23 protein-coding genes are annotated in these 18,671 nt (G+C 67.7%); 15 read left to right on the plus strand and 8 right to left on the minus strand.

The window, feature by feature from the left end:
- On the minus strand, positions 1 to 167 hold a 167-nt coding region (locus tag VAE53_RS13235; protein WP_369294052.1), incomplete at its 3' end, for an SDR family NAD(P)-dependent oxidoreductase.
- 155 nt (positions 168 to 322) lie between these two features.
- Here VAE53_RS13235 and VAE53_RS12025 point away from each other — a divergent pair.
- Positions 323 to 1,795 (plus strand): carotenoid oxygenase family protein, encoded by a 1,473-nt coding sequence (locus tag VAE53_RS12025; protein ID WP_322819611.1) that lies wholly within the window; start codon positions 323 to 325, stop codon positions 1,793 to 1,795.
- 78 nt (positions 1,796 to 1,873) lie between these two features.
- Here the strand turns inward: VAE53_RS12025 and VAE53_RS12030 are convergent, their stop codons facing one another.
- Entirely contained in the window at positions 1,874 to 2,191 is a 318-nt protein-coding gene (locus tag VAE53_RS12030; RefSeq protein ID WP_322819612.1) for a hypothetical protein, read from the minus strand.
- 117 nt (positions 2,192 to 2,308) lie between these two features.
- Here VAE53_RS12030 and VAE53_RS12035 point away from each other — a divergent pair, with 117 nt between their 5' ends.
- Positions 2,309 to 2,854, plus strand: coding sequence for a YceI family protein (locus tag VAE53_RS12035; RefSeq protein ID WP_322819613.1), 546 nt, complete (start codon positions 2,309 to 2,311; stop codon positions 2,852 to 2,854).
- Between the two features lie 9 nt (positions 2,855 to 2,863).
- Here the strand turns inward: VAE53_RS12035 and VAE53_RS12040 are convergent, their stop codons facing one another.
- Positions 2,864 to 3,646, minus strand: a complete 783-nt coding sequence (locus tag VAE53_RS12040) for a crotonase/enoyl-CoA hydratase family protein (RefSeq protein ID WP_322819614.1) — start codon at positions 3,644 to 3,646, stop codon at positions 2,864 to 2,866.
- Positions 3,647 to 3,727: 81 nt separating this feature from the next.
- Between VAE53_RS12040 and VAE53_RS12045 the strand changes: the two genes are divergently transcribed.
- A complete protein-coding gene (locus tag VAE53_RS12045) occupies positions 3,728 to 4,414 on the plus strand; it encodes a hypothetical protein (RefSeq protein ID WP_322819615.1) in 687 nt (228 codons plus the stop codon).
- Between the two features lie 13 nt (positions 4,415 to 4,427).
- Here VAE53_RS12045 and VAE53_RS12050 read toward each other — a convergent pair whose 3' ends face one another.
- On the minus strand, positions 4,428 to 4,799 hold the full coding sequence (locus tag VAE53_RS12050) for a hypothetical protein (protein WP_322819616.1): 372 nt from the start codon (positions 4,797 to 4,799) through the stop codon (positions 4,428 to 4,430).
- Positions 4,800 to 4,865: 66 nt separating this feature from the next.
- On the opposite strand from VAE53_RS12050, the gene VAE53_RS12055 reads away from it, so the two are divergent.
- The 10 genes from VAE53_RS12055 to thrC all read left to right on the plus strand — a co-directional run bounded on the left by VAE53_RS12055 (position 4,866) and on the right by thrC (position 13,634).
- The gene (locus VAE53_RS12055; protein WP_322819617.1) at positions 4,866 to 5,558 is read left to right on the plus strand and encodes a methyltransferase domain-containing protein; all 693 of its coding nucleotides are present in this window, start codon (positions 4,866 to 4,868) and stop codon (positions 5,556 to 5,558) included.
- Positions 5,559 to 5,623: 65 nt separating this feature from the next.
- Positions 5,624 to 6,271: a hypothetical protein gene (locus VAE53_RS12060; RefSeq protein WP_322819618.1), complete on the plus strand. Its 648-nt coding sequence runs from the start codon at positions 5,624 to 5,626 to the stop codon at positions 6,269 to 6,271.
- A 174-nt stretch (positions 6,272 to 6,445) separates the two neighbouring features.
- Positions 6,446 to 7,717: a serine hydroxymethyltransferase gene (gene glyA, locus VAE53_RS12065; protein WP_322819619.1), complete on the plus strand. Its 1,272-nt coding sequence runs from the start codon at positions 6,446 to 6,448 to the stop codon at positions 7,715 to 7,717.
- An 86-nt stretch (positions 7,718 to 7,803) separates the two neighbouring features.
- On the plus strand, positions 7,804 to 8,274 hold the full coding sequence (gene rpsF, locus VAE53_RS12070; RefSeq protein ID WP_322819620.1) for a 30S ribosomal protein S6: 471 nt from the start codon (positions 7,804 to 7,806) through the stop codon (positions 8,272 to 8,274).
- Between the two features lie 18 nt (positions 8,275 to 8,292).
- Positions 8,293 to 8,754 (plus strand): single-stranded DNA-binding protein, encoded by a 462-nt coding sequence (locus VAE53_RS12075; RefSeq protein WP_322819621.1) that lies wholly within the window; start codon positions 8,293 to 8,295, stop codon positions 8,752 to 8,754.
- 97 nt (positions 8,755 to 8,851) lie between these two features.
- Positions 8,852 to 9,175 carry a 30S ribosomal protein S18 gene (rpsR, locus tag VAE53_RS12080; RefSeq protein ID WP_322819622.1) on the plus strand — a complete coding sequence of 108 codons (324 nt, stop codon included), beginning with the start codon at positions 8,852 to 8,854 and terminating at the stop codon, positions 9,173 to 9,175.
- Positions 9,176 to 9,208: 33 nt separating this feature from the next.
- Positions 9,209 to 10,219 carry a SurA N-terminal domain-containing protein gene (locus VAE53_RS12085; protein WP_322819623.1) on the plus strand — a complete coding sequence of 337 codons (1,011 nt, stop codon included), beginning with the start codon at positions 9,209 to 9,211 and terminating at the stop codon, positions 10,217 to 10,219.
- Entirely contained in the window at positions 10,209 to 11,561 is a 1,353-nt protein-coding gene (locus VAE53_RS12090) for a homoserine dehydrogenase (RefSeq protein ID WP_322819624.1), read from the plus strand. Before VAE53_RS12085 ends, VAE53_RS12090 begins: the two co-directional genes overlap by 11 nt.
- Position 11,562: 1 nt before the next feature.
- Positions 11,563 to 12,570, plus strand: coding sequence for a hypothetical protein (locus VAE53_RS12095; RefSeq protein WP_322819625.1), 1,008 nt, complete (start codon positions 11,563 to 11,565; stop codon positions 12,568 to 12,570).
- Positions 12,567 to 13,634: a threonine synthase gene (thrC, locus tag VAE53_RS12100; protein ID WP_322819626.1), complete on the plus strand. Its 1,068-nt coding sequence runs from the start codon at positions 12,567 to 12,569 to the stop codon at positions 13,632 to 13,634. Before VAE53_RS12095 ends, thrC begins: the two co-directional genes overlap by 4 nt.
- Positions 13,635 to 13,640: 6 nt before the next feature.
- Here the strand turns inward: thrC and VAE53_RS12105 are convergent, their stop codons facing one another.
- A complete protein-coding gene (locus tag VAE53_RS12105) occupies positions 13,641 to 14,453 on the minus strand; it encodes a PPK2 family polyphosphate kinase (RefSeq protein ID WP_322819627.1) in 813 nt (270 codons plus the stop codon).
- A gap of 102 nt (positions 14,454 to 14,555) precedes the next feature.
- On the opposite strand from VAE53_RS12105, the gene VAE53_RS12110 reads away from it, so the two are divergent.
- The gene (locus VAE53_RS12110; RefSeq protein ID WP_322819628.1) at positions 14,556 to 15,020 is read left to right on the plus strand and encodes a pyridoxamine 5'-phosphate oxidase family protein; all 465 of its coding nucleotides are present in this window, start codon (positions 14,556 to 14,558) and stop codon (positions 15,018 to 15,020) included.
- Positions 15,021 to 15,040: 20 nt separating this feature from the next.
- Here VAE53_RS12110 and VAE53_RS12115 read toward each other — a convergent pair whose 3' ends face one another.
- Together VAE53_RS12115 and VAE53_RS12120 are read right to left on the minus strand one after the other, a co-directional pair.
- Complete coding sequence (locus tag VAE53_RS12115; protein WP_322819629.1) at positions 15,041 to 15,715, minus strand: response regulator transcription factor; 675 nt, start codon at positions 15,713 to 15,715, stop codon at positions 15,041 to 15,043.
- On the minus strand, positions 15,712 to 16,887 hold the full coding sequence (locus tag VAE53_RS12120) for a GAF domain-containing protein (protein ID WP_322819630.1): 1,176 nt from the start codon (positions 16,885 to 16,887) through the stop codon (positions 15,712 to 15,714). The genes VAE53_RS12115 and VAE53_RS12120 overlap by 4 nt, the downstream gene beginning before the upstream one ends.
- Before the next feature lie 115 nt (positions 16,888 to 17,002).
- Here VAE53_RS12120 and VAE53_RS12125 point away from each other — a divergent pair, with 115 nt between their 5' ends.
- A complete protein-coding gene (locus tag VAE53_RS12125) occupies positions 17,003 to 17,401 on the plus strand; it encodes a hypothetical protein (protein WP_322819631.1) in 399 nt (132 codons plus the stop codon).
- On the opposite strand, the gene VAE53_RS12130 is transcribed toward VAE53_RS12125, so the two are convergent.
- The gene (locus VAE53_RS12130) at positions 17,378 to 18,529 is read right to left on the minus strand and encodes a beta-galactosidase (protein WP_322819632.1); all 1,152 of its coding nucleotides are present in this window, start codon (positions 18,527 to 18,529) and stop codon (positions 17,378 to 17,380) included. The genes VAE53_RS12125 and VAE53_RS12130 overlap by 24 nt on opposite strands.
- Positions 18,530 to 18,671: the final 142 nt, after the last annotated feature.

The following is an 18,671-nucleotide window of genomic DNA, read 5'->3' on the forward strand; positions in this document are numbered from 1 at the left end:
GCGGCAACACCGGCAACACCGCCCTCGTCTGGCACGATGGCCGCCTCTTCGTCCCGGCGGTAATTCACCGCTACCGCCGCCCCCTCACCCGCAAGCGCCAGCGAAATCGCCCGGCCAATGCCCCGGCCCCCGCCCGTCACCAGCGCAACCCGTCCTTCCAGTCCCATACCTCGTACTCCACGCGAAAGTAGTGCCGCCGATTCTACGAGCCGCTCGCCCAACTCGCCCGACGGCCGGCCTCGCCACCTTGACAAGCCATCGTATACTCGCCCCAGCCTGTTCAAATCTTTGAATAGGCCACCCCAAGCCGAGGTGCCCCCCGATGGTCATGGCCGAACAGCGCGTCACCAGCCCCTTCCTCGAAGGCAACTTCGCGCCCGTCCGCGAAGAAGTCACCGCCGACAACCTCCCCGTCATCGGCGAACTCCCCGAAGGCCTCGAAGGCATGTTCGTCCGCAACGGCCCTAACCCCCAGTTCGACGTCATCAAGAACTACCACTGGTTCGGCGGCGACGGCATGCTCCACGGCGTCCGCATCAAAGACGGGCGCGTCTCCTACCGCAACCGGTGGGTGCAAACCGAAGCCTACCGGCGCGAAAAAGCCGCCGGCCGCGCCCTCTGGGGCAGCGGCCTCGGCGCACCCGAATTCGACAACCCCAATGGCCCCTCCCGCGGCAACACCGGCAACACCGCCCTCGTCTGGCACGATGGCCGCCTCTTCGCCCTCTGGGAGGCCGGCGACCCCCACCACATCCGCCTCCCCGGCCTCGAAACCATCGGCACCTTCAACTACAACGGCCGCCTCCTCCACGCCTTCACCGCCCACCCAAAAGTCGACGAAAAAACCGGCGAAATGCTCTTCTTCGGCTACGACATGATGGGCTTCGACCTAGCCAAACAGGGCGCCCGCGTCCCCTACCTCCAGTACTCCGTCGTCAGCCCCCAAGGCGAAATCGTCCTCACCACTCCCATCGACCTCCCGCGCGGCGTCATGATGCACGACTTCGCCGTCAGCGAACACTACGCCATCTTCATGGACCTCCCGCTCGTCTTCGATATGCAGCGCGCCATGAGCGGCCAGTCGCCCCTCTACTTCGACAAAAACCTCCCCGCCCGCTTCGGCATCCTCCCCCGCCACGCCACCGGCGACCAGATCCGCTGGTTCGAAGCCCCACCCTGCTACGTCTTCCACACCCTCAACGCCTACGAACAGGGCAACGAAGTCGTCCTCGACGCCTGCCGCATGGACGACGTCGACCTCGGCGCCCTCGACTCCTCCATCGCCCCCAACCCCGAAGACCGCCGCCTCATGCGCGACGACGTCCGCCAGGCCCTCCATCGCTGGCGCTTCGACCTCGCCACCGGCCAGGTCAAAGAAGAACCCCTCGACGACCAGACCAGCGACTTCCCACGCGTCAACGATAGCCTCGTCGCCTACCCCGCCCGCTACGGCTACACCGCCCGCTTCGAACACGGCAACCCCATGCCAGAGTCCGACGCCCTCATCAAGTACGACCTCCACACCGGCCGCCACTGGGTCCACTACCACGGCAAAGGCCGCTACGGCGGCGAAGGCGTCTTCGTCCAGCGGCCTGGCTCCACCGCCGAAGACGACGGCTACGTCGTCACCTTCGTCTACGACCACAACACCGGCCTTTCCGAATTCATCGTCATCGACGCCCGCGACTTCGAAGCACCCCCCGTCGCACGCGTGCCCCTCCCCCAGCGCGTTCCCTACGGCTTCCACGGCGCTTGGATCGCCGAAGAACGCATCCAGTCCCAAAAGCCCTCCTGATCCGCTCGCTCGGCGGCCGCGCCCCCTCGGCCGCCACCGTCCCTGCCCGGCCCCACCAGCGGCCGGGCAGGGCCATCTTCACCAATCGTCCCAGTCCCACCCCCGACGCGGCCCCCGGGCACGCTGGAGGAGCAAATCCGGATCCTCCAGCTCCGCCAGGCCGATCCGCCGCCCCACCAGCTCCTCGATCCGCGCATAGAGCAGCTCCGCCGGCACCGACGGCCGCGCCGTCAGCCACTGCTCCAGCTCCTCCAGCCGCGCCCCCTCCGACATCTCCCGCCCAGGCGGCGCCGACGCCAAAAAGCGCCGGCAATAGCCACACCCCTCCGCGCTCACGATCGGCACCAAGTGCACATCGCACTCCTCCGCCAGGCGCCCCCAGAGCCAGCTGCCCACCCCTCCATTGTGCCGGAACCCGGGCGGGCTTCGGCACTTATCGATCGTTGCCAGCCTACCCAACATAGCCTATGATCTTAGTTGCGTACGCAACTAAATCGATCCCCGGAGGAAAGCATGTCCGTCAGCCCAGCAACCTCGACGTGGGTCATCGACCCGGCCCACTCTTCGATCGAATTCGCCGTCAAGCACATGATCATCGCCACCGTGCGCGGCACCTTCGCCAAGTTCGAAGCCGACCTCACCATCGACGAAGCCGACCTCGCCCGCTCCAAAGCCACCTTCCGCATCGATGCCGCCAGCATCGATACCCGCCAACCCGACCGAGACAACCATCTCCGATCCGCCGACTTCTTCGACGTCGCCAATCACCCCACCATCACCTTCACGACCACCGCCATCGAACGCACAGGCGGCAACAATTACCGCATCACCGGCGACCTCACCATCCGCGGAACCACCCGCCCCGTCACCTTCCAAGCCGAAGCCCACGGCCCCACCAAGAACCCCTTCGGCAAGACCGTCGTCGCCCTCAGCGTCACCGGCAAACTCAACCGCAAAGACTTCGGGCTCACCTGGAACGCCCCCCTCGAAGCCGGCGGCTGGCTCGTTGGCGACGAAGTCCGCATCGACGCCGACTTCGAACTGATCAAGAACGACTGAGGCCCCCGCTCAGCCGCGCCCACCGAACTCCGCGAACGAACCGTGCCGCCCGGCGCCGCCAGCGAACCGGGCGGCACCCTCGCGCGTCTCCCCCGACGCGATCACCGCCATCCCCAACCGCGTCTCGTTCCGCATCGCCTCCTCGAACGGCAAGTCCCACTGCTCCCGCGCCGATTGTCGGTCGCTCCGCAGGCACCGCTGGGGAAAGGCAGCCAGCTGCCGAGCGAGCTCCTTCGCCGCCTCCAGCGCCTGCCCAGGCTCCACCAGCCGGTTCGCCAACCCCATCATCCGCGCCTCCTCACCGCTCACGCCCCGCCCCGTCAAAATCAAATCCATCGCGTGGCTCTCACCGATCAGCCGTGGCAGCCGCACCGTCCCCCCATCGACAAGCGGCACACCCCAGCGCCGACAGAACACCCCGAAAACCGCGTCGCGCGCCGCAACCCGCAAATCGCACCAAAGCGCCAGCTCCAGCCCACCCGCCACCGCGTGCCCCTCCACCGCAGCGATCACCGGCTTCGAAAGCCGCATCCGCGTCGGCCCCATCGGCCCATCCCCATCCTCACGGACGACATTGCCCCCACCCGTCGCCACCGCCTTCAAGTCCGCCCCCGCGCAAAACGTCCCGCCCGCCCCCGTCAACACCGCCACCGCCAACGCATCGTCCGCCTCGAACCGCCGGAACGCCGCTGCCAGCTCCGCCGCCGTCGCCCGGTCCACCGCATTACGAACCTCCGGCCGGTCGATCGTCACGATCGCCACCGGCCCCTCCGTCTCGTAGCGAATCACCATCGTCGCAAACCTCCAGCCGCTATCCTACGCCGCCCCATCCCGATTGCAGGAGCCCACACCTCGATCTACGCTCCCGCCACCATGACCGCGGCCGCCGACCTCCACATCGACGTCGTCCCCACCGGCGACCTCCCCCCCGCCGACCGCGACACCATCCTCCATCTCTTCCGCCAGAACTACCGCGAGGCCAACGCCACCTACCTCGAAAAGTCCCTCCACGTCCTCGCCTTCGCCGCCATCGCCCGTGACAACGAGGGCCGCGCCGCAGGCTTCGCCCTCGGCGAACCCCGCATCCTCGACCTCCCACGCCTCGGCCCGTCGCCCGTACGCCTCGCCGGGCTCTGCTGCGTCGCCCCCGCCTTTCGCCGCCAAGGACTCTTCCGGCGCCTCGAAAACGCCGTCCTCACCGCGCGCGAGCTCCCGCCAGCCCCCCGCTGGCTCTCCGCAGGTCGCATGGCCCACCCCGCCAGTTTCCGCACCATGTCGGCCAACCCTACCGTCGTCCCCCGCCGCGGCATGCGCCCTACCCCGTGGCAGCGCGAAATCGGCGCGGTCGTCGCCGCCGCCTACGGCAACCAATCCTTCGACCCCGAGACCTTCGTTTGCCGCGGCTCCGGCGCCCCCATCGGCTGGCCCATCATCGAAATCGAAGCCCAACCCGAAGAGTGGGAGCTCTTTCAGGCCGTCGACCGCAGCCGCGGCGATTCCCTCCTTGGCATCGCCTGGAACCCCGACGCCCCGCCCGGCTGGGACGACCCCACCCCCTGAACCGCGGCCCTCCCTACGAATCGAGCCCCGGCGGAAGGTCGAAATCCCCGCGCTCCCGCAACTGCTCAAGAATCTTGCGCGCCATCTCGTCCATCTGCTCCGGCGTGATCCCCATCCGCTCCAGCGTCTGCCGCATCAAGCGCTGCACCTCCGCCATGTCCTGCCGGATAAGCGCATCCGCCAGCTCCAACTGCGTCTCGATCGCCATGAACCGCTCGCGCCGCTCCGTCTCGTTCGGCGTCGAAAGGATCGTCGACATCAGCCGCGTGAAGAGCGTCGTCGTCCGCGCAATCCGAATACGGTCGTCCGGGTGCGGCGGAAAATCGCCCGTCACCGCCACCTCGAGCCCCGTCCTCGTATCGCGTGCCGCGTACTGCTCTGCCATAGCTCCAGCGTACCCCATCCGCCGCCGAGATTCCCCACCGGCCAGCCCCTTCGCTATCCTCGGAACGTGCCAGCCGCCCATCCCGCCCTCCAGCGCCTCGCCGACGACTACGCCGCCTGGTGGATCGACCTCCTCGGCGAACACAACCACGTCGGCGGCGCCGAAACCACACGCTGGCTCCTCGAGCGATCCGAGCTCGGTCCCGGTCGCCTCATGCTCGATGCCGGCGGCTTCGTCGGCGCCGCCGCCCGCCTCGCCGTCGCCCAGACAGGCTGCCGCGCCATCGCCACCGACCTCAACCCCGACTTCCTCCGCGCCGGGCGCCAACTCCCCGGCGGCAGCGCCGTCCAATGGGTCGCCGCCGACAACCGCCGCCTCCCCTTCCGCGACGCCTCCATGCACAGCATCTGGGCCCTCGATACCGAGCTCGCCTACCACGAATTCAACCGCCTCGCCGCTCCCGGGGCCACCCTCTGCCTCTGCTGCGAAGCCCCCAACGACGCCCGTGGCGGCCTCGACGCCTTCATCGACGATTGGCAGCAGGCCGGCTGGCAGCTCGCCGCCCACCGCCCACTCAGCGCCGAAGCCGCCCACACCTGGCGCACCGCCGAAGCCGAACTCGTCCGCCGTCGCCCCTACTTCGAAGCGCGCTACGGCACCCGCACCTACCTCGCTCAGCTCGATCTCGTCGCTTACCTCGTCCAGGCCTACGAACGCGGCGAGCAAGGCCACGCCCTCTTCGTCTTCCGGCGCCTCTGAGCATCCCTCGCCCCTCACCGCCCCGGCAGGTTGTGCGTTGCCCATCGCCGCGGAGAATCTCCCCCATGAAAATCCTCCGCATCGGCGTCTCCGATGACGTCTATGGCCCGCTCGAACCGCAGCAGCGCAGCTGGCACATCGTCCAAGAACGCCTCGCCGAGTGGCTCGGCGAGCCCGTCGAAACGGTCCTCAAATCCGCCTGGCCCAACGACGCCTACGCCGACGTCATCGAACGCTGGATCGAACGCGAAAGACCCGATGCCGTCTTCCTCGCGGTCGCGTCCTACTGGGTCTCCTTTCCTTCCGCCCCGCTCGCCCTCGAACAAGCCCGCGTACCCCTAGCCCCCATCCTCGGCCGGGTCGCCACGGCCGCGTCGCGCCGCCCACGCATCGCCCACAACGGGGCCTTCCGGTTGCTCCGCCGGGTCGCCCTCCGCACCACCGGCTACCGATATTTCTTCGAATCGGACGAGGCCGCCCGCCGCGTCGAAGAGGCCATTCGGCGCATCACCCGCCACGAAGACATCGCCCTTGGCGTCCGCGGCCCCATCCCCATGGGCATCCCGCTCCCCCCGCGCCTCGCCGCCGAATCCCGCGCACGCTGCAGCGAATTCGACCGCCTCGTCAAAGCCACCTGCGAACGACTCCACGTGCCCTACCAACAGGCTGGCGAGGACGAGCCCCCCGCCCCCACGAACTCCAGCGCGACCTGACCCACGTCAACGAGCGCGGCCACGCCCGACGCGCCGAACACGAATTCCAACTCATGCATCGGGCTTGGCTCGCCGCCCGCGGCGGCACCCCCGCCCCCCGCTGACCGCCCCACAAGCCACTTCCCTGCTACCCTTGAAGCCACGCCGACCGCCTACCGCCCAGGGGAGCTCGCAATGTCCATCCTCCGCATCGCCGACCCCGAAGTCGCCGCCATCATCCAAGACGAGCGCAACCGCCAGATCGAAACGCTCGAGATGATCGCCAGCGAAAACTACGCCTCCGCCGCCGTCCTCGAAGCCACCGGCTCCATCTTCACCAACAAATACGCCGAAGGCTACCCCGGCAAGCGCTACTACGCCGGCAACCAGCACGCCGACCGGCTCGAACAGCTCGCCATCGACCGCGCAAAACAGCTCTTCGGAGCCGACCACGCCAACGTCCAGCCCACCAGCGGCGCCGAAGCCAACATGGCAGCCTACCTCGCCTTCGCCAACCCCGGCGACACCATCATGGGCATGGAGCTCTCCCAAGGCGGCCACCTCACCCACGGGTCCCCCGTCAACTTCTCCGGCCGGCTCTACCGCTTCATCCCCTACACCGTCGACCGCGAGACCGAAACCATCGACATGGCCGAAGTTCGCCGCCTCGCACGAGAGGCCCGGCCCCGCATCATCGTCGCCGGCGCCACCGCCTACCCCCGCCGCATCGATTTCGCCGCCTTCGCCGAAATCGCCCGCGAAGTCGGCGCGCTCCTCATGGTCGACATGTCCCACATCGCCGGCCTCGTCGCCGGCGGCGCCCATCCCAGCCCCGTGCCCTTCGCCGATATCGTCACCACCACCACCCACAAGACCCTCCGCGGCCCCCGCGGCGCCCTCGCACTCTGCCGGGCCGAACACGCCGAAGCCCTCGACCGCGGCGTCTTCCCCGGCACCCAGGGCGGGCCCCACCTCCACAGCATCGCCGCCAAAGCCGTCGCCTTCGGCGAAGCACTCCAGCCCCAATTCCGCGACTACGCCGCCCAAATCGTCCGCAACGCCAGCGCCCTCGCCGAAGAGCTCCAGCGTGGCGGCCTCCGCCTCGTCTCCGGCGGCACCGACAACCACCTCATCCTCGTCGATTGCAACTCCGTCGGCATCAGCGGCCTCAAAGCCCAAAACGCCCTCCAAGGCGCCGGCATCATCACCAACCGCAACACCATCCCCTACGACCAACGCTCCGCCTACGTCACCAGCGGCCTCCGCCTCGGCACCCCCGCCCTCACCAGCCGCGGCATGAAAGAAGACGAAATGCGCCGCGTCGCAGCCTGGATCGTCCGCGTCCTCCAAGACCCCGACGGCGAAGGCGTCCGCGAAGCCGTCCGCGCCGAAGTCGCCGAATTCGCCAAGGCCTACCCCGTCCCCGGCATCACCGACGCCGAACTCGCTCCCGCACCTACCGCCTAGCGAAAGCCCGTGCTACCCTCGACCGTTGACCCGGGGTATCGGTCCTCCCCCGAGGAGGACAATCCCATCGCCCGGGCAGAGGTTCCATGCGGGAATACGAACTCACGGCCGTCTTCGACCTCTCCCTGATCGAAAGCAGCGGCCCCGACGCCTCCGCCGAGCGGATCCAACAGCTCGTCGAATCACGCGGAGGCAAACTCCTCAAAATCGACCATTGGGGCCGGCGGCGCCTCGCCTACCCCATCCGGCACGCCATCGACGCCGACTACATCGTCACGCGCTTCGAAGCCGACCCCGCCGCCGTCAACGAGATCGAAGCCGCCCTCCGCATCGACGAGAAAATCTTCCGCCACCTCATCGTCCGCGCCGACGAACTCCCCACACCCCCACCGCCGCGCGAACCCCGCGAGCCCCGCGAGCCCCGCGCCGAGGCCGCACCACCGCCCGCACCCGCCCCCGCTCCCGAAGCGACACAACCCGAAGCGACACAACCTGTCGCCGAAACCAGCGAAACTCCCGCCGCCGTCGACGAACCCGACGCCGCCCCTGAATCCTAGCCCCGGAGGCCAACCACCATGGCGGGACTGAACAAAATCCTCCTCATCGGCAACGCCGGCCGCGATGCCGAACTGCGCTACCTCGCCAGCGGCACCCCGCAGGCCCAGTTCAGCCTCGCCGTCAACAACCGTCGCAAAAACCAGCAGACCGGCGACTGGGAAGACCAAACCGAATGGTTCAACATCGTCGTCTGGGGCGACACCGCCGAACGCATCTCCCAGTACATCACCAAAGGCAAACAACTCTTCATCGAAGGCCGCGTCCAAACACGCAGCTGGGAAGACGACCAAGGCCAGAAACACTACCGCACCGAAGTCATCGCCCAAACCATCCAGCTCCTCGGCGGCCCCCGCGACCAGTCCGGCGACGATTGGGAAGGCGGGAGCCGCTCCCGCAGCAGCGGATTCGAAAGCAGCCATAGCCGCCCCCGTGGCAGCGCCCGCGAGGAGATCGACCTCGACGACCTCCCCTTCGAATAGCTCGCTGGCCCGACCAGCCCGCACCGCAGCCGGCTCGCTGCGGAACACCCGATCACCGCACACGCGGAGATAAACCCAACGGGAAGGAACCATCACCATGACCTCCGAAGAACGCACCACCAACACCCCCGCCGCCGAAGGCGAACGCCCCCAACGCCAGCAGCGCCCCCGCTACGCCAACCGCCGCAAAGTCTGCCGCCTCTGCGTCGAAAAAATGGACGGCATCGACTACAAAGACATCGCCCGCCTCCGCATGTACATCTCCGACCGCGGCAAAATCGAACCGCGGCGCAAAACCGGCACCTGCCTCAAACACCAGCGCCTCGTCGCCGTCGCCATCAAACGCGCCCGGCACCTCGCCCTCCTGCCCTACACCCTCGACCACATCCGCAAAACGGGCATCTTCCCCATCCGCGGTTAACCCGCGGCACCGCGCCGCACCCCGGAGCACCCCATGGCCCGACGCGAACGGACGACCGCCCTCCCCCGCCAGCGCCCGCGCGCAACCCGCCCCGTCGCGCGCACCTTCTTCCTCACCACCGAAGAAACCCTGCGCCTCCTCATCCTCGGCGGCGCCGGCCTCCTCCTCGCCATCGTCCTCGCCCTCATCGGCTGGCGCTGGTACGACCAGACCTTCCGCATGCCCGAAAAAGTCATCCTCCAGGTCGGCGACGAACGATTCCAACTCCGCTACTACGCCGACCGCCTCTTCCCCTACGCCCAATCCGTCGCCAGCTCCGGCATCAACCTCGGCATCGCCGAACAACAACTCGTCGCCATCCTCGAAGAAGAAGCCATCGTCAACACCATCGCCCGCGAGCGCGGCATCACCGTCACCCCCGAAGAAGTCACCCAGGAGATCGCCTCCCAGCTCGGCGTCCCAGCCGGCGGCGCCGGCACCGCCTTCGATAACCTCTACCGCCAGCGGCTCCAGTCCCTCACCATGAGCGACGCCCACTACCGCCGCCAGGTCGAAGCCCAGCTCTACCGCAAAAAGCTCAAAGACAGCATCCTCGCCGAGCTCGGCCAAACCACCGAAATGGTCACCCTTCGCACCATCATCACCACCACCGAAGACGAGGCCAAAGCCGCCCTCGCCCGCATCCAGGCCGGCGAAGACATGGGCACCGTCGCCCAAGTCACCTCCAAAGACCTCAACTCCCGCCAAAAAGACGGCATCATGGATCCCGAACCCCCGGCCCTCCTCCCCGAAGCCGTTCGCAACGCCATCCAAGACAAGCCCGCCGGCACCGACCTCATCGGGCCCGTCCAGATCGCCACCGGCGACTGGTGGCTCCTCCGCATCGAAAAACGCGACCCCAACGCCACCCCCTCCGAAACCCAAAAATCCCAGCTCGCCGACCGCGAAATCCAGCGCCTCGTCAGCGAAAAGCGGAGCCAGCTCACCATCCGGCGCAACCTCACCGCCGACGACATCAAGTGGGCGGAGGAGCATGCCAACTAAAGACGGCCGCAGCCAGATCGGAGTCGGCCTCATCGGCCTCGGCGTCGTCGGCTCCGGCGTCGCCCGCGCCCTCCTCGAGCGAAGCGACTACTTCGCCCGCCAAGTCGGCGCCGAACTCGTCATCCGTCGCGCCGCCGTCCGCAACCTCACGCGTCCCCGCGCCGTCGAACTCCCCCCTGGCACCATCACCAACGACGTCGAAGCTCTCCTCGCCGACCCGGCCATCGATATCGTCGTCGAAGTCATGGGCGGCGAAGAACCCGCCGGCACCTACATCCGACGCGCCATCGCCAGCGGCAAACACGTCGTCACCGCCAACAAAGAGCTCATCGCCAAATCAGGCACCGAGCTCCTCGCCGAAGCCCACCGCCGCGGCCTCGACATCATGTTCGAAGCCAGCGTCGGCGGCGGCATCCCCCTCATCGCCCCCCTCCGGCGCGACCTCCTCGCCAACCGCATCAGCTCCATCCGCGCCATCATCAACGGCACCACCAACTACATCCTCACCCGCATGGCCAACGCCGCCGCTGTCGCCGAAGCCCTCCGCCGCCAAGGGCTCGAACCGCCCACCGGCGGCTACCAAGAAGCCCTCCGCGAAGCCCAGGAACTCGGCTACGCCGAGCCCGACCCCACCAACGACGTCCAAGGCCACGACGCCGCCTACAAGCTCGCCATCATGGCCACCCTCGGCTTCCGAACCCGCGTCCACCCCTCCCAAATCCATACCGAAGGCATCACCCAACTCTCCCCCAGCGACTTCCTCGCCGCCCTCGAACTCGGCTACGCCATCAAACTGCTCGCCATCGCCGAACGCACCGACCAAGGCATCATCGCCCGCGTCGCCCCCACCTTCATCCCCCTCTCCGAGCCCCTCGCCCGCGTCGACGGCGTCTACAACGCCGTCCAGATCCACGGCGACCTCACCGGCACCGTCCTCTTCCAAGGGCGCGGCGCAGGCTCCGAACCCACCTCCTCCGCCGTCGTCGCCGACCTCCTCGACCTCGCCCACGCCATCGTCCTCGGCACCCGCGAACGCAAATACTGGGGCCCCGAAGGCGATATCCCCATCCTCGGCCTCGAACACCTCGAGACGCGCTACTATCTCCGCGTGAAAGTCACCGACAAACCAGGCGTCCTCGCCCAGATCGCCCGCACCCTCGGCGACCACCACGTCAGCATCGCCGCCGTCAACCAAAAAGAAACCGATACCGACGCCCGCACCGCTGACCTCGTCATCATGACCCACCGCGCCCGCGAAGGCGCCGTCCAAGCAGCCCTGCGCGAACTCGCCACCCTCCCCGTCGTCATCCAGGTCTCCGCATTCCTCCGCGTGGAGTCCTGACATGGCCGGCGAGCCCCAGGCCCAGGCCATCACCGAACTCCTCACCTGGCTCGAACAACAGCTCCGCGCCCAGCGAGAAGAACAAGCTCGCCACATCGCCCACCTCGACCAGCTCCGGCGCCAAGTCCAAGACCTCTCCGAACAACTCGACGCCACCCAGCGCCAAATCCGCGAATTCGAGCCCCGCCTCCTCCCCTTCCGAGGCCTCCCCGAAAAACTCACCGCCATCGACCAGGCCATGGAAGACCTCCGCCAAGCCGCCACCACCATCCGCGGCGAAGCCGAACACCAGTTCCGCATCCTTCGCGCCGAATCCCAGTACGACCGCGAAGAGCGCGCCGAAGTCATCCGCCGCGTCGAAACCGCCGCCAACCAGCTCGGCCTCGTCCTCGCCGATGTCGCCCAAGTCCAGCAACAAACCTCCCAGCTCGCCCAGCAACTCCAGACCATCCTCGAACGCCAGCGCGAACTCGACCAGCAAGTCCACCAATTCGGCCTCCGCCTCGACCGCACCATCGAAGTCAATCGCGACCTCGAAGAGCGCATCAAAACCGTCGTCCTCGGCGACCTCGACGAACGCATCGAGATCGTCTTCGAACGCCTCCAAGTCGTCGGCGAAATGGTCCGCCGCAACGAAGAGCTCATCTCCACCGTCGCCCACGAACGCGACTATCGCCAAGAACTCATCGACGAGATCGCCATCTGGCGCGAAGAACACCACCGCATCGACAATCGCCTCAACCACCTCGAAGAGCTCACCGACCGCCTCACCACCACCATCGACAAACTCCAGGGCGAGCTCACCCTCCTCGAAGGCCGCCACTCCGGCCTCGGCGAACGCGTCGCCAACATGCGCCGCGACATCGCCGAAGTCGTCGACCACGTCCGCGAAGAATTCGCCAAATTCAACACCATGTACGAAAAACAGCGCCGGAAACAGATCCAAGTGCTCGAACAAGAGCTCCGCGAGATGAAATTCCACGCCTTCCGGCCACCGGAGGAACCGTGACCGCTGCCACCATCCGCCCCCGCGGCGTCCTCCACCGCTGGGCCGACGTCCTCCCCCTCACCGAAGCCACCCCACGCATCTCCCTCGGCGAAGGCGAAACCCCCCTCGTACGCGCCGCCGCCCTCGCCGCCGAATGCAACCTCGAAGAACTCTGGTTCAAGCTCGAAGCCTGCAACCCCACCGGCTCCTTCAAAGACCGCGGCATGGTCGTCGCCGTCGCCAAAGCCCTCGAAGCCGGCGCCCGCGCCATCATGTGCGCCTCCACCGGCAACACCAGCGCCAGCGCCGCCGCCTACGCCGCCCACACCGGCCTCACCTGCTTCGTCCTCGTCCCCAGCGGCAAAGTCGCCGCCGGCAAAATGGCCCAGGCCGTCGCCTACGGCGCCCGGATCATCGAAATCGACGGCAACTTCGACGACGCCCTCCGCGCCGCCCGCACCCTCACCGAGCGCCACCCCGTCGCACTCGTCAACTCCGTCAATCCCCACCGCATCGAAGGGCAAAAAACCGCTGCCTACGAAATCTGCCACACCCTCGGCGATGCCCCCGACCTCCTCGCCATCCCCGTCGGCAACGCCGGCAACATCACCGCCTACTGGAAAGGCTTCACCGAATGCGCCGAGCGCGGCCTCGCCACCCGCCACCCGCGCATGTGCGGCTTCCAGGCCGCCGGCGCCGCCCCCCTCGTCAGCGGCCAGCCCATCGCCAACCCCCAAACCATCGCCACCGCCATCCGCATCGGCAACCCCGCCAGCTGGCAAACCGCCATCACCGCCCGCGACCAATCCGGCGGCCTCATCGAAGCCGTCACCGACGACGACATCCTCGAAGCCTACCGCCTCCTCGCCCGCCGCGAAGGCCTCTTCGTCGAGCCCGCTAGCGCCGCCACCGTCGCAGGCCTCCTCAAGCTCGCACGCAACGGCCGGCTTCGCGGCGAACGCGCCGTCGCCATCCTCACCGGCCACGGCCTCAAAGACCCGGACACCGCCCTCGCCGCCTACCGGCCCGACATCACCAAAGCCCCCGCCACCATCGAAGGCATCGAGGCCGCCCTCGGCTGGTAGCTGCCCCTACTCCACCCGCAGCCCCTGCACCTCCGGCGGCGCCGGCGGATACCGCAAATCCAGCGACTCCAACTTCTCCACCAACGCCCGCGCCACCACCAAATCGCGATACCACTTCCGGTCCGCCGGAACCACGTGCCACGGCGCATCCTTCGTATTGCACCGCTCCAGCGCATCCTCGAACGCCTCCAGGTACTCGTCCCACAGCTTCCGCTCCTCCAAGTCCCCCAGCCGAAACTTCCACTGCTTCCGCGGATTGTCGATCCGCTCCTGCAGCCGCTCCCGCTGCTCCTCCTTCGAAATCACCAGAAAAAACTTCATCACCACCGTCCCGTTGCGCACGAGGTACTCCTCCAGCCGGTTGATATCCTCGTAGCGCGCCATCCACACCTCCCGTGGCACGATCCCCTTCACCCGCTCCACCAGCACCGCCTCGTAATACGAACGGTTGAAAATCGTAATGTGCCCCCGCTCCGGCATCTTCCGGCGATAACGCCAGAGGTAGTCGTGCGCCAGCTCCTCCGGCGTCGGCTCCTTGAAGCTCTCCACCGAACAGCCAATCGGCCCCACCTGCTCGAACACCGAATTGATCGTGCCGTCCTTCCCCGCCGTATCGATGCCCTGCAATACCACCAACAACGCATAGCGCGCATCGGCATAGAGCACGTTCTGCAACTCGTTCAACCGCATGCGCAGCCCAACCAGCTCCGCCTCCACCTCCTCCCGCTCGCGGCCGTTCGTCGCCCGCGCATCGAACCGCCGCAAATCGATGCGCGTCCCCGGCGGAAACGTCACCGGCTGCCGATGCCCATCGCCCACCGCCCCATTATCCGCTAACCGCCCCCGGCAGGCACCGCGCTTGCCCTACCGTCAGCCCATACGGTCTACTCCCCCCATCACCCCACCGAGGAGCACGCCCCGATGCCCAGCCGCCGCGCCGAAATCGCCCTCACCCCACAAGAACAAGAAGCATTCCTCGCCCAAGGCTGGACACTCCAAGTCGCCTCCATCGGGCCGAAGGGCTACCCCCACCTCGTCGCCATGTGGTACGTCGTCATCGACGGCCTCGTCCACTTCACCACCTTCGCCAAGAGCCAAAAAGTCCTCAACCTCCGGCGCAACCCCAAAATCACCGTCATGCTCGAATCCGGCAAGCTCTATCACGAACTCAAAGGGCTCGTCATCGAAGGCGAGGCCGAGATCATCGAAGACACCCCATTCACCGCCCGCGTCATGGGGCTCGTCGGCGAAAAGTACAACGGCATCCCCGCACCCATGGAAACCCCCGAAGCAGCCCTCGCAGTCGCATCCAAACGCGTCACCGTGCGCGTCCGCCCCGTCGACATCTACTCCTGGGACCACGCAAAGCTCGGCGGCCGATACTGAATCAGCCGCGCTATCCGCTGCTACTGCTGCGGCTTCCGCGCCGCCCTCCGGATCGCGAAACCCGCAGCCTCCACCCGCCGCGTCATCCCCAGCTTGCTCAGGATGTCGCTCACGTGGTGCTTCACCGTCTTCTCGGAGAGATAGAGCTGCTCACCGATCTCGCGGTTCGTCAGCCCCTCCGCGATCAGATCCAGAATCTTCAGCTCCCGCTCCGTCAATTGCGCCGCGAGGCGATCCTCCTCCGTCACGATGTTCCCACGCCGAATCTGCTCGATCACCGCCGCCGAAGATGCCGGGTCCAGCGTCTTCCCGCCCCTCCCCACCACCCGCATCGCCGCGATCAAATCGCCCGTCTGCACATCCTTCAGCATGAAACCGCTCGCCCCGGCCACGATCGCCTGCATCACCGCCTCCTCGTCGCTGTACGAGGTCAGCATCAGCACATTCGCCCCTGGCACCGCCGAACGGATCTCCCGGCACGCCTCGATGCCGTTCAACTTCGGCATCCGCACATCCATCACCACGAGGTCCGGCTTCGCCTTCTTCGCCTCTCGGACAGCTTCCAGCCCGTCCCGCGCCTCCGCCACCACCGAAAACTCCGGATGGGCCCGGAGCGCCGCCTTCAACCCCTGCCGGACGAGGTCGTGGTCGTCCGCCAAAAGCACGTGGATCGTCCCGTCGGCGTTCGCCGTCATGCATCGTCCTCCTCGTCATCGTGGTGCCGCGGAATCGCGACCCGCACCGTCGTACCCATCCCCGGGATAGGAATGATTGTCAGCTCCCCACCGAGGCGCTCCGCCCGCGTTCGCATCGTCACCGTCCCCAGCCCGCGCCGCGTCGTCGCCTCCTCGAAGCCTACCCCATTGTCCTGGATCGTCAGCACCGTCGCGTCCGCCGTCTGCCGCAGGTCCACCGCGATCTTCGTCGGCGCACCATGGCGGACCGCGTTCGAGAGCGCCTCCCGGGCGATGTAGAGCAGATCCTCCGACTCGCGCGTCGTCAGCTCCTGGAGCGCCGCCGCTGCCACGTTCACCACCGTCGAGATACTCGGGGGCACCAACTGCCGGATGATAAAACCCAGATCGCGCGTCAGCTCCGGCTGGTCGACCGGCGTCGCCGCCTCCAGCATCGTGATATAGCTCCGAATGTCCGCGATGATCTCGTTGATCCGCCGCACCGCGTTCGCCAGCGCCTCGCGCGCCTCGGGCGGGTAATCCTCCCGGTTCGCCATCGCATCGCACTCGAGCCCCAGCGCGTAGAGCGCCTGAATCGTCCCGTCGTGCAGGTCGTGGGCGATGCGCTCCCGCTCCTCCAGCAAGAAAATCCGCCCCCGGCGCTCGCGCGCCAACGCATACGACACACTGACCGCCGCCTGCAGCGAAAGCACCGCCGCCGCCACCTCGTCCTCCTCCGAAAACGGCGGCCGGTCCACACCACGTGTCATGTAGAGCGAACCGATCGCTCGCCCCCCCGCTCGAATCGGTACGCCCAGGAAGCGACTCATATCCGGGTGGCCCGGCGGCCAACCCGTAAAGTACGGACTCTCGTGCAGGTCGTCGATCCGCATCGGACGGTCGCACGTCGCGAGCCGGCCGAGCAGCCCTCGCCCCTTCGGCGGGTCGCCGAGCTTCCGCGCCTGCTCGTCACTGATGCCGCAGTAGATGAACCTCCGCAGCATCCCCTCCTCGTCGAACGTCGAAATCGCCGCGTACTCCGCGCCCGTCACCTCCCGCGCCCGCTCCGCCAGCCGACGGAGAATCTCCGAAAGGTCCTCGCTCGACGCGAGCAGCTCGCTCGTGATCGCCATCTCCGAGAGCCGCTCGAAGATCCCGGGGCTCCCGGCCGATTCCTCTGCAGCAGTCCCCATCGACCGGCATGGTAGCGCATTCCTCTCCCCACACCACATTCCGGGCCCCTCGGCCCGTAGCCGCGGAGCCATTCGGCCCTCACCCCGCCCCACCCTCGTTCCCGAAACTGATCGCATGGAGGGCAGACCCGTCCACGTCGTCACCGCCGACGGCGCGCTCCGGCGCGCGCTCGTCGCCCGCCTCGAACGTGCCCCCGGCCTTCGGGAATTCACCTCCGGCGAAGTCGACTACGCCTCCGTCCAGCCCGGCGACGTCGTCATCTCCACCCCGGCAGATTGCCCCCCCGAGCGCGCCCACGAACTCGCCCGTACCGGCGCAGCCGTCATCATCCTCGCCGCCATCCCCCGGCCCGAAGAACAGCGGCGCTACGAGCGCGCCGGCGTCGCTGCCTACATCCCGATGCTCATCGATGGGCTCGACCTCGTCGATGCCATCCGCCGCCACCTGCCCGAAGCCCCCGCCGTCGGCCGCACCGCCCGCCGCCGCAATTCACGAGCCGCCCCGCACCACTGACCGAACCGCCTCCAGCCAGCGGCCATCGCCAAAACGCTCCAGCTGAAAAAGCCACCACTCCGCCCCCCAAAGATAGATACGTGCCGCCCCCGTCCGCCGCGCGTACTCCACGTTCTTCGAGAGCGTCTCCGGCGAGAGATTCTTCGATGGGCGCTCCGGCGAAATTAGCCGCGCATCCCCGTCCGTCCACGGCTCCCCCTGCAGCTCCGTCACCCAGAACTCCTTCCCCGCCGCCCTCGCGACCCGCGCCTGGTACGCATAGTTCGGCATCAGCCAGCCCAGCTGCATGATGTCGATCACGAAGTGCCGCCCCAGCACGAAATAATTCCGCCGCGGATACAGACTCTGCGCCAACACGTCGCCATCGGCCAGCGCGTCTCGCCAGCGCCGATCGAATACATAATGTTGAGCATGATTGATCGCCACCGGCCGGCCGAGCGGATCGTTCGCCCGAATCGTCGCTGCCACCTCCGCCACGTAGTCCCGCCCCAGCGCCCACCGACGCGCCCGGTGCGAGGCAATGTATCCCTCGTTCTCTGCCGTCCATGAATCGATCTCCCGCCGCCCCGCCAGGTGGCGCGCCACCGAGGCCACCATGCGCAGCGCCCGCTCGCGCAGCACCGGCACCTCCGAGAGCACCATCCCATCGCGAAGCTCCACCCCCGCCAGCGCCCAGTTCGGCACATAGAACTCCGGGTGACGCTGCGACTTCATCCCGATCGACACGTTCGCCGTAGCCCCCTTCTCCCGCACCACCTCGAGCTGCGCATCGATCACCGCAAAATCGAACTCGCCCTCGCGCGGCTCCACCTCGTCCCACGGAACACCCAGGCGGACGAGCCGCGCCCCCGTCAACTCCAAGAGCCGGCCGAGCACCTCCGCACACCACGCCGCCCGACCCGGCCGCCCATCGTCCACGTGCCCGTCCGGCCCAGCGCCCGGAACCTCCAGGAGCAGATACTCCGCCTGGTCGCAGCTAAAGTTGAAGCCAATAGCAGCATCCGCCAGCGGTTCCCGGCTCGTCCATTGCAACCGAAGCGTCAACCAGAGCTGAGCCGCGAGCAGAGCCGCCGCCACCAGCGCGCCCAGCACGATCGCTCCCGCCTGCCGCCGCTGCCGTGGGCCCATCAGGGCAATTCTCCCCGAGCAGGCCCCTTAGCTCACCATCCGCCGCACGATCTCGTACATCAACTCACAGCCCAGCTGCAGATTCTCCACAGTCAGGAACTCGTCATTCCCGTGGAACCCGCGCCGCTCCTCCGGAGAGAGC

This window comes from Tepidiforma sp. (assembly GCF_034432735.1).
Lineage (GTDB): Bacteria > Chloroflexota > Dehalococcoidia > Tepidiformales > Tepidiformaceae > Tepidiforma.

What these genes read in the sequence shown, in the direction of transcription:
- VAE53_RS12025 (WP_322819611.1), top strand. Translation starts at nt 323, where the DNA reads ATGGTCATGGCCGAACAGCGCGTCACCAGCCCCTTCCTCGAAGGCAAC.
- VAE53_RS12035 (WP_322819613.1), top strand. Translation starts at nt 2,309, where the DNA reads ATGTCCGTCAGCCCAGCAACCTCGACGTGGGTCATCGACCCGGCCCAC.
- VAE53_RS12040 (WP_322819614.1), bottom strand. Translation starts at nt 3,646, where the DNA reads ATGGTGATTCGCTACGAGACGGAGGGGCCGGTGGCGATCGTGACGATC.
- VAE53_RS12045 (WP_322819615.1), top strand. Translation starts at nt 3,728, where the DNA reads ATGACCGCGGCCGCCGACCTCCACATCGACGTCGTCCCCACCGGCGAC.
- VAE53_RS12050 (WP_322819616.1), bottom strand. Translation starts at nt 4,799, where the DNA reads ATGGCAGAGCAGTACGCGGCACGCGATACGAGGACGGGGCTCGAGGTG.
- VAE53_RS12060 (WP_322819618.1), top strand. Translation starts at nt 5,624, where the DNA reads ATGAAAATCCTCCGCATCGGCGTCTCCGATGACGTCTATGGCCCGCTC.
- glyA (WP_322819619.1), top strand. Translation starts at nt 6,446, where the DNA reads ATGTCCATCCTCCGCATCGCCGACCCCGAAGTCGCCGCCATCATCCAA.
- rpsF (WP_322819620.1), top strand. Translation starts at nt 7,804, where the DNA reads ATGCGGGAATACGAACTCACGGCCGTCTTCGACCTCTCCCTGATCGAA.
- VAE53_RS12075 (WP_322819621.1), top strand. Translation starts at nt 8,293, where the DNA reads ATGGCGGGACTGAACAAAATCCTCCTCATCGGCAACGCCGGCCGCGAT.
- rpsR (WP_322819622.1), top strand. Translation starts at nt 8,852, where the DNA reads ATGACCTCCGAAGAACGCACCACCAACACCCCCGCCGCCGAAGGCGAA.
- VAE53_RS12085 (WP_322819623.1), top strand. Translation starts at nt 9,209, where the DNA reads ATGGCCCGACGCGAACGGACGACCGCCCTCCCCCGCCAGCGCCCGCGC.
- VAE53_RS12090 (WP_322819624.1), top strand. Translation starts at nt 10,209, where the DNA reads ATGCCAACTAAAGACGGCCGCAGCCAGATCGGAGTCGGCCTCATCGGC.
- VAE53_RS12095 (WP_322819625.1), top strand. Translation starts at nt 11,563, where the DNA reads ATGGCCGGCGAGCCCCAGGCCCAGGCCATCACCGAACTCCTCACCTGG.
- VAE53_RS12110 (WP_322819628.1), top strand. Translation starts at nt 14,556, where the DNA reads ATGCCCAGCCGCCGCGCCGAAATCGCCCTCACCCCACAAGAACAAGAA.
- VAE53_RS12115 (WP_322819629.1), bottom strand. Translation starts at nt 15,715, where the DNA reads ATGACGGCGAACGCCGACGGGACGATCCACGTGCTTTTGGCGGACGAC.
- VAE53_RS12120 (WP_322819630.1), bottom strand. Translation starts at nt 16,887, where the DNA reads ATGGGGACTGCTGCAGAGGAATCGGCCGGGAGCCCCGGGATCTTCGAG.
- VAE53_RS12125 (WP_322819631.1), top strand. Translation starts at nt 17,003, where the DNA reads ATGGAGGGCAGACCCGTCCACGTCGTCACCGCCGACGGCGCGCTCCGG.
- VAE53_RS12130 (WP_322819632.1), bottom strand. Translation starts at nt 18,529, where the DNA reads ATGGGCCCACGGCAGCGGCGGCAGGCGGGAGCGATCGTGCTGGGCGCG.